Annotated in this window: 6 protein-coding genes; 5 read left to right on the forward strand and 1 reads right to left on the reverse strand. The window is 38.2% G+C overall.

The genetic code is table 11. The features are described from left to right. The first annotated feature begins 63 nt into the window (after positions 1-63). The 5 genes from hpsL (at position 64) to hpsP (ending at position 6,660) form a co-directional block, all read left to right on the forward strand. Entirely contained in the window at positions 64-1,704 is a 1,641-nt protein-coding gene (gene hpsL / locus GNE10_RS29405; protein WP_185569238.1) for a hormogonium polysaccharide biosynthesis protein HpsL, read from the forward strand. 11 nt (positions 1,705-1,715) lie between these two features. Further along, positions 1,716-2,870, forward strand: a complete 1,155-nt coding sequence (locus GNE10_RS29410; RefSeq protein ID WP_185569239.1) for a glycosyltransferase family 4 protein — start codon at positions 1,716-1,718, stop codon at positions 2,868-2,870. A gap of 156 nt (positions 2,871-3,026) precedes the next feature. Beyond that, positions 3,027-4,025 (forward strand): hormogonium polysaccharide biosynthesis glycosyltransferase HpsN, encoded by a 999-nt coding sequence (hpsN, locus tag GNE10_RS29415; RefSeq protein ID WP_185569243.1) that lies wholly within the window; start codon positions 3,027-3,029, stop codon positions 4,023-4,025. Between the two features lie 100 nt (positions 4,026-4,125). After that, the gene (gene hpsO, locus GNE10_RS29420; RefSeq protein WP_185569240.1) at positions 4,126-5,298 is read left to right on the forward strand and encodes a hormogonium polysaccharide biosynthesis glycosyltransferase HpsO; all 1,173 of its coding nucleotides are present in this window, start codon (positions 4,126-4,128) and stop codon (positions 5,296-5,298) included. 177 nt (positions 5,299-5,475) lie between these two features. Further along, positions 5,476-6,660 carry a hormogonium polysaccharide biosynthesis glycosyltransferase HpsP gene (hpsP, locus tag GNE10_RS29425; protein ID WP_185569244.1) on the forward strand — a complete coding sequence of 395 codons (1,185 nt, stop codon included), beginning with the start codon at positions 5,476-5,478 and terminating at the stop codon, positions 6,658-6,660. A gap of 87 nt (positions 6,661-6,747) precedes the next feature. Here hpsP and GNE10_RS29430 read toward each other — a convergent pair whose 3' ends face one another. After that, entirely contained in the window at positions 6,748-7,458 is a 711-nt protein-coding gene (locus tag GNE10_RS29430; RefSeq protein WP_185569241.1) for a hypothetical protein, read from the reverse strand. Between the last annotated feature and the right edge of the window lie 179 nt (positions 7,459-7,637).

Genomic DNA, 7,637 nt, shown 5'->3' on the forward strand with positions numbered 1-7,637 from the left:
CCCTTTAACCTTTTCCCCTGCCTCCCCTGCTTCCCCGGCTTCCCTAGTCCCCAACCCCCTCAAATGGCAAAACCCAAGCAGAAAAAATCCAAACGCTCAAAAAAGCCAGAAACTCCTACCCTTAGCCTCAAAGAACAGTTAGCTCAAAAGCGCAAAGCAGCCCAAGCGCGCAAAGAACTCACCAGCTTACTCACCACCGCCACCTTTGGCGGTGTCTTCTTAGGTATCGTACTTTTTTTCGTAGCTGGAATTAAAGCAGCAGTTCCTGGTGTCTTGGGGATAATTGTCATGTCCCTTTCTTATAAATATCCCCGCCAAGCCCTATACGCCTTCATTATTTACGTACCTGCTGGCGGTACTATCACTTACTACTTGGGCAATAGTCCGGTACTGCAATTAGCTAAAGATGCTTTTTACATTCCAGCCTTGATTGGACTTTGGCAGACTTGCCGCAAACAAGGGCTACCAATAATTATTCCCCCAGGAATTAAAACTCCACTTTATATTGCTTTAGGTTGCTGTGTCTTAACACTGTTGTTTGTCAATGGCGGGCAACAGTTTAACCCCCCTAGCGTCGGACTTTTACAAAAAGCACCCAAAGAATTCCCTATAGGTATGGGAATTCTGGGGCTAAAAGTACTTTTAGGCTACGTGCCTTTGATTGCTTGTGCTTATTATTTAATTCGGGATAAACGAGATTTTCTATTGTTATCACGCCTGCAAGTTTCCCTGATACTCATTTGTTGTGTACTGGGGTTTATTCAATATTTATTATTATTAACTGGTATCTGTAAAGGCACTAGAGGTCTTGAAGGAAATGCCCTATTTGTCACATCATTAGAAGCCAGGTGTTATTTTGGTGGAGCGCTTTTATATAGCCCAGAAGAAGGAGTTATTCGTCTTCCAGGGACATTTGTAGCCCCTTGGCAGTGGGCATGGTTTTTAATTTCCAGTACCTTTTTTACCTTTGCTACTGGCTTTACTGACCCTTCAATAATATGGCGATTAGTTAGTTTAGGTGCTTTAGGTTCAGTATTTATTAATGCTGTAATTTCTGGACAGAGAATTGCTTTAGCTTTAGTACCAACCTGCTTTGGAATTTTGCTATTACTCACTGGTCAAATAGGCAACCTCAAACGGTTTATCCCCATAGGAATAGGACTGGCTTTTATTTTGGGAATAGCAATGATAACTAACCCTGCTGTCGTCCAAGAGAGAACTGCGAGTTTTACCAGTCGTTGGGAAGCTTCACCACCCCAAGATTTTATTGTCCAGCAATTTGAAGAAAACTGGAAAAACGTAGACGGCCCTTTAGGTAGTGGCTTGGGTCGAGCTACTAATTCAGCCCGTACAATGGGTGAAACTAAGTTGGTAGAAACTTATTACCCCAAAGTACTTTATGAAATTGGAATTGTTGGAGTACTAGCATTTTTAGCTTTAGTCACCTCTTTAACAATTATTGCCTTCAAAACCTATCGTTCGATAAAAAACCGTAATTTCCGCAGTTACGGAGCAGCTTTATGGGTGTTTATATTGTTTATTAGTTACAACACCTACTACTATCCCTTGGATGTAGATCCGGTGGCTGTGTATTATTGGTTTTTTGCGGGAGTTCTTTTTAAATTGCCAGAACTGGAAAAACAAGAAAAAGAAGATGCTGACCCGAACCCAAAAAACAAGAGAAAACCCATAAAAACAATTTAAATCAGAGAACAATGGTAAAAGTTATCATATGCGGTAATAAGCACATTAGAATTCCTAACCTTCCACGTAATTCTAAGCATAAACTAATTCATGCCAAATCTTTTCCTACAGGTAGATATCCTATAGAAAAACTTTGGTATCCTTTAGGAAGTTTTTTCCCTTGGCAACCTGTGGGGGAAAAATGTCAGGTTGCTCATTCTTTTAATAGAGTTTTATATACACATAAACCTTGGTTTGTCACATTTGAAGACCATAGAGTTTTGTATAGAAATCCTCAAAATAAACGCGAGGCAGTAATTTATGAATTATTAAACAATCGTTTAGCACTAGATAATTGCCAAAAAATAATAGCAATTTCAGATTATGCTAAAATGAGATTTATTAAGCGAATTGAAGGTTGGAAAATAGAAGCAAAGTTAAATCAAAAGTTAGATGTAATTCATCCAAATTTTCGTACCAGAGTTAACAGTGCTAAAACTTATCAATCCGACCAAAAATTACAACTTATTTTTGTAGGAAATCACATTGCTAGAAAAGGTGGAATTATTGCTTTAAGGCTAGCAAAGAAAGCTGAAAAATTAGGTTTACCTCTCATCATCCATATAATATCGGGATTAGAACATGGTTCAGGAGTACCGACAGATTTCCCAGATAAGAAAAAATATCTAGAAGATTTGAAGTTATTAGATTTAAATAACGTTGTTTTTCATCAAAATATTCCTAACGACAAAGTAATTGAATTACTATCCCAAAGTCATTTTCAATTAATGCCCACATTACATGATACTTATGGCTTTAGTATCATAGAAGGATTTTCCGTTGCAACTCCAGCTATTACAACAAATGTGTGTGCTTTGCCTGAATTTATTCGTCATGAAGAAAACGGCTATATTTTAGAATTACCAATTAACGACATTAGACATTGGGCAAATTGGGTTCACGGAGAAAAAACTAAAACTGATGAATATTGGGAAGTTCTCAATAGTACTTATGACTATTTAGCAGAACAAGCATTACAACAAGTCAAACAATTTCTTGATAGAAGTGATAAACGAGAACATTATGAATTTTTAAGTGCGGGCGCATTAGCTCAAGCACAAATTTTACATAACTCTGAAAAGCAAAATGAGTTATTTGATAATTTATATGCAGCAGCAGCGGGATAAATGAGATGAGGGAGACAAGGGGACGCAAAGACACGGAGACAAGGGGACGCGGAGAGGTTTTTATTATGGGTAATTAGGCGGACATGATATGACTAATGACCAATGACTAATGACCAATGACTAATGACTAATGACTAATGACTAATGACTAAAATTATGAATAATTTGCCTTTAATTACAGTGGTTATTCCGACATACGGTCGAGAGGAACCGCTACGGGATAGTATTGTAGATGTCCTAAAACAGGACTATCCGAATTTTGAAGTTTTAGTGGTAGATCAAACCGCAAAACACCAACCAGCAATTCAAGCCTACCTAGAGGAAATGGCGGCAGCAGGTAAAATTAAATGGTTGCGGTTAGATTGGGCAAGTTTACCAGGGGCGCGGAATTATGCTGTACGGCGCTCAGCTGGTGAAATAATATTATTTATTGATGATGATGTCCAGTTAACGCCTGGATTGTTATCCGCCCATGTGAAAAATTATTTGCAAAACCCAGAGGTGGGGGCTGTTGCTGGGCGAGTATTTGACAGGATGAAACTGGGTGATTCTGGAGGAGATTTAGAGATTGAATATTTGCCTCCCGAAGCTATGGATCCAGGAATAGCTTGGTATCATATTGATTTGGTACATACAACAAAACCCCAGCAAGTACTTACAGCAAGGGGTTGCAATATGTCCTTTCGTCGCGAAATTTTTACTAAGCACGGACTGAGTTTTGATGAGAGGTTTCGCGGTAGTGCAGTGCGGGAAGAATCAGATTTTTGTTTGCGGGTACGCAAGACGGGATATAAGATTTGGTACGACCCAGAAGCTCATTTAGTGCATTTAGGTGAAGAGACTGGTGGTTGTCACGATATTAGTATGCGATCGCTCAAATATCAACTCACCTTTTACCACAATCATTTTTTGATGGGGCTGAAAAACCTCACAGCTACTCAAGCTTTACGTTTATACGCACGTTTATTCGATTGTCACGTATTGGGACGCCCACCTTGTCATAAAAGCGGTTCCCCCATCAAAATTATCACTCGCGGTATTTTTTACACTTTGGGTTTTTTCAAAGCCTTGGGTACTATCATCCAATCAGTATGGAATGATGGTCAAATTTACACTCGTTTGGATCGAGAAATTGAGTTAGGGGTTAGGGGTTAAGAGTTAGGAGTTGGGAGTTAGGAGTTAGGAGTTGGGGGTTGGGAGTTAAGAGTTAGAAGTTGGGAGTTGCTGAATCAAAAATCATCAATTACAAATAAAAATGAAAATTTTAGTTGCTAGTCATACTTATATTGTAGACCTTAACTGTGAAAAATTACGCGCTTTATCTCAGCTTCAACCTGATATTGAAGTTACAGTTGTAGTTCCCAAGCGCTGGAATCCTGGTGGTGTACAAAATAAAATCATTGAAACTGAATATCGCGATGAAGGTTCATTTAAGGTAGTTCCGGTTTCTAACTTTAGTCAAAATCATCAGGGACTTTTGACTTTTGGAGCGGATTTAATATCTTTGTTCAAACAATTTCGCCCCCAAATTATTCAAGTAGAACAAGGGTCTAGAGGACTAGCTTATACTCAGATGATTACTTTAAATAAGCTATTAGGACTCAAAGCCAAAAATGTATTTTTTACCTGGTGGAATCTACCATATCAATTAAAATTACCGATTGCTTTATTAGAAAAATATAATCTAAATCAAAGCCACGGAATTATTTCTGGTAATCAAGATGGAGCGGAAATTTTGAGGCAACGGGGATATCAAGGCCCAATTAAAGTAATGCCGCAATTGGGTGTAGATGAAAGTTTATTTACTCCTAAAAGACAACCAGAATTAGCAGCTAGTTTAGGTATTGATAAAGAAGATTTTGTAGTAGGTTTTGTAGGGCGTTTTGTTCAAGAAAAGGGTTTATTAACCTTATTACAAGCGTTGATAACTTTAAAAAATAAATCCTGGAAATTCCTCTTATTGGGACGGGGAGAATTAAAAGATGAATTAATCAAGGTGGCAGTAGAAAACAATATTCAAGACAGATTAATTTTAGTAGAAAGTGTTCCTCATCATAAAGTGGCTAACTATATTAATTTAATGAGTACTTTAGTACTGCCTTCAGAAACTACTTACAAATTTAAAACCTTAACTTCTGCTGGATGGAAAGAACAATTTGGTCATGTATTAATTGAAGCAATGGCTTGTCAAGTGCCCGTGATTGGTTCTGATTCTGGTGAAATTCCCCATGTAATTGGTGATGCTGGTTTAATTTTTCCTGAAGGTGATGTCCAAGCGCTTGCTAATTGCTTACTTGAATTAATGGATAAACCATATTTTGCTCATAGTCTTGGGGAAATGAGTTATCAAAAAGCAATGATTAAATACACAAATAAAGCTTTGGCTAAACAGCAATTAGAATTTTATCAAGAGTTATGCATGGGGTAATACGGTTTGGGGAAAGGGGAAAGGGAAAAGGTTTTAAATACATCAAACTTCTTGCATAAGAGTGCTTTTTGCACTGTTGTGGTCAAAGAAAGGGCTACATCTTTATTAGGGAAAGGGAAAATACCAAACCAATGACTAATAACTCATGACTAATGACTAATGACTAATAACAAAAAAATGAAGATTTTACAAATTGTTCCCTCAATTTCTCTGATTTATGGTGGCCCTAGTCAAATGGTACTGGGATTAGCTCCAGCATTGGTAAAAGAGGGAGTAGAAGTTACAATTCTCACAACTGATAGTAATGGCGATACAGGTCAAATACCTCTGGATGTTCTTTTAAATCGCCCAATTAAACAAGATGGTTATGAAATCATTTATTTTCGTTGTGCGCCATTTCGTCGTTATAAATTTTCTCTAGATTTATTAAAGTGGCTAAAACGTCACGGTCAGGAGTTTGATATTGCACATATTCATGCTTTATTTTCCCCTATAAGTAGTGCTGCTGCTATTGTGTGTCGTCAACAAAAGCTACCTTATATTTTACGCCCTTTGGGTACTCTCGATCCGGCTGATTTACGTAAAAAAAAGCAATTAAAGCAGATTTATACAGCAATTATAGAACGCCAAAATTTAGCTAGTGCGGCAGCAATTCATTTTACTAGCGAACAAGAAGCTAAAATATCAGAACGGTTTGGAGTTTCCACACCAGATTTGGTAATTCCCTTGGGTGTGAAACAAGAGGGAGTAACAAAAAAAGAAAAGAGAAATATCACGCGTCAGCAATTTAATATTGCTGACGATATTCCGTTGGTATTATTTATGTCAAGAATCGACCCGAAAAAAGGGTTAGATTTATTAATTCCAGCCCTAGAAAAATTGCTAGGAATTGGTTATAAGTTTCATTTTATTTTAGCTGGTACAAATCCTCAAGATCCAGATTACGAGCAAAAGATAAAATCCCAAATTCAAAATTCACCATTGCGATCGCACACTACAATCACTGGTTTTGTGACTGGTGAATTAAAAGCTAGTTTACTACAAGCTGCTGATTTATTCGTCTTACCTTCTTACTATGAAAATTTTGGTATTGCTGTCGCTGAAGCAATGCTAGCAGGAATACCCGTAGTGATTTCTGACCAAGTGCATATCTACCAACAAATACTTGATAGTCAATCAGGTTGGGTAAGTACAACGGATGTGGAAGCGTTAGTAAATTTAGTAAAAGCAGCTTTGGACAATCCCACAGAACGCCAACGACGGGGATTAAATGCTCACAAATATGCTGATGTAAATTTTAGCTGGGATGCGATCGCTAAGCAAACAATCCAAGCCTATGAGAAAATTTTGGCAAATCAATAGACATCTCCACAAATTAAATATACGTTATCCACAGATGTAGCACTGCTACGTCTCTACATTCATTTTGAAGATATCTATGTAATTAATTTAACCCAACGCAGACAACAGTAATTTTTGCCAAATGGGCGCTAGAACTCCTTTGATGATAATATCTGCAATCACAAAAGTAATTCCAATTAACATATAAGTTTTAGGAAAGGCAAATTTAGGAACTTCGCCCCTCATACGAGTGAATAAATTTAATCCTAATGCAGCTAAAGCTACTCCAGTTGCAATAAAGCCAATTACCCGCACCAGTGACCAAGGATACCATCCTAAAATAGCTGCCAACCAAGGTTTAGCGCTGATTTTTATCAACTGTGCAACATAAAAATTCATATAATTTAGCATCCAAGTGCCAAAGATTAATGCGGCGCTACTGATGGTGACAATACAGAGAATGCAAAAAATCCCATAGTGCAATAAATGGTTTGGTAAAAACAAACGAAGTGTTCCTTCCATACCTTCTCCCGTGCGAATCCAGTGGAACATTTCCGCAGTGTATGATTCTCCACGAAGAATAACTTTTGCTGCTGTTTGTGGGGCGATAATTGTTGCAACAATTACACCAATACTCTGCAACACTCCCCACAGCAACATCCACCAAAAAGCACTTTTATATTGTTGACGACGCACTTGTAAAAAGAAAATAGGATAAGGTACAGCAGCACCCAAAATCGGCATCAACCACGGAATTCCAAAAACAAAGCTTGCAATTGTGCTGAGGGTAACACCGACAGTCAAAAAAAGTACAATCATCGCTAGTACAAGGGAGTGGGGTGTACAGAGATAGGGAGATGCTGTTCGACTTCTCTACGAGACGCTACGCGAACGCTCAACAAACGAGAGATGGGGGAGTGTGGGGAGTGTGGGGAGAGACGGGGAAAAATTTCTTCACCATCCTCCCACACCTCCCACACCTCCCACACCTCCCACAC

It is taken from the genome of Nostoc sp. 2RC, assembly GCF_014222165.1.
GTDB lineage: Bacteria > Cyanobacteriota > Cyanobacteriia > Cyanobacteriales > Nostocaceae > Nostoc > Nostoc linckia.

Coding starts and splice junctions, on each gene's coding strand:
- hpsN (WP_185569243.1), top strand. CDS start 3,027: ATGAATAATTTGCCTTTAATTACAGTGGTTATTCCGACATACGGTCGA.
- GNE10_RS29410 (WP_185569239.1), top strand. CDS start 1,716: ATGGTAAAAGTTATCATATGCGGTAATAAGCACATTAGAATTCCTAAC.
- hpsP (WP_185569244.1), top strand. CDS start 5,476: ATGAAGATTTTACAAATTGTTCCCTCAATTTCTCTGATTTATGGTGGC.
- hpsL (WP_185569238.1), top strand. CDS start 64: ATGGCAAAACCCAAGCAGAAAAAATCCAAACGCTCAAAAAAGCCAGAA.
- hpsO (WP_185569240.1), top strand. CDS start 4,126: ATGAAAATTTTAGTTGCTAGTCATACTTATATTGTAGACCTTAACTGT.
- GNE10_RS29430 (WP_185569241.1), bottom strand. CDS start 7,458: ATGATTGTACTTTTTTTGACTGTCGGTGTTACCCTCAGCACAATTGCA.